General features: G+C 65.2%; 2 protein-coding genes. Both read right to left on the bottom strand.

Annotated features, from left to right (window positions below; genetic code table 11):
- The coding region (locus tag Q4C89_RS14440) for a fumarylacetoacetate hydrolase family protein (protein ID WP_303103322.1) at window positions 1-317 on the bottom strand (317 nt) is incomplete at its 3' end.
- Between the two features lie 33 nt (window positions 318-350).
- Window positions 351-1,076: tetratricopeptide repeat protein (locus Q4C89_RS14435; protein ID WP_303103321.1), on the bottom strand; the 726-nt coding region annotated here is incomplete at its 5' end.

Genomic DNA, 1,076 nt, shown 5'->3' with positions numbered 1-1,076 from the left:
CCGATGACGATGCCGAGTTCGCACTCGTAGTGCATGTACTTCGCGCCGCGCGGATAAATGACGGTGCCCCGGTGCGGCAGCAGGCTGGTGTTGGGCTTGAGGAACATCACGGGTTCGGGCGGCGCGGAGAAGCCCAGTTCCTTCACATGGTCGCCATAATTCAGCGCCAGCGCGATGACTTTGCCGGGCCTCAGCGGCAGCAGGAACTGCACGTCGTCCGGGTGGTGGGCCACGCCCGCTGCGTCGTACAGCAAGCCGTCCCTTCTCAGTTCGCCCTTCAGGGTGCGCCCGTTGGCGATAAAGTTGGCGGTTTTCATGGTTGCTCCTTTGGGGGGCCAGGGTGGCCCGGTTCAGCCCAGGTCGTCGGTGTCGGTCATCAGGCTCAGCGGAAACATCTGTTCGCGCACCGAGAAATAGGCCCAGGAATGGTCGTAGGCGGCGGCGTGGTCGCCCTGCTGGTGGTGCAGGCGCGACAGGGCGAGGTGGGCCTGGGCCAGCATGTCGAGGTTGACGGGATTCAGGGCGTACTGCACGGCCTGCTGAAGAAAGTGGATGGCCCGCTCGGTGTCTCCCAGGTCGGCGCACGCCAGCCCCAGCAGCAGGGCGTTGGTGGTGTCACCGCCGTACTCGGGGTGCTCGCGCTCGATACGCTGAGCCTCGGCGATGGTGCGTAGGGCCTCTTTGCGGCGGCCCAATCCCGCTTGGCAGGCAGCCTGGGCACAGAGGATTTCGAGAAAACGGCCGGGCAGGTCGTGCTCTTCGGCCAGCGAGAGGTAGATGGTGCAGATGGTGGACGCCCGCTCGTAGTGCCGGAGCTGAATCAAGGCCCAGATGAGGTTGAAGGCCACCACGAAGGTGTGCACCGGATGCTGAACCCGCAAAAACAGTTCCTGTGCCTGCGACAGGTCGTCCAGTGCCCGCTCGGTCTGGCCCAGGCGCGACCACATCAGCGCCATGTTGTTGAGGGTTCGGGCGATTCCCGCCAGGTCGCGGTGCTCGCGGGCCAATTTCAGACTCTGGCGGTAGAAACTGGCGGCCTCGCGGTAGTTGCCCAGGTCGGTGGCGACCAGCCCCAG

The sequence above is a fragment of the Deinococcus sp. genome (genome assembly GCF_030523985.1).
Taxonomy (GTDB): Bacteria; Deinococcota; Deinococci; order Deinococcales; family Deinococcaceae; genus Deinococcus.
Note: the sequence above shows the minus strand (reverse complement) of the source record. Positions and strands in the feature narration are given on the sequence as shown.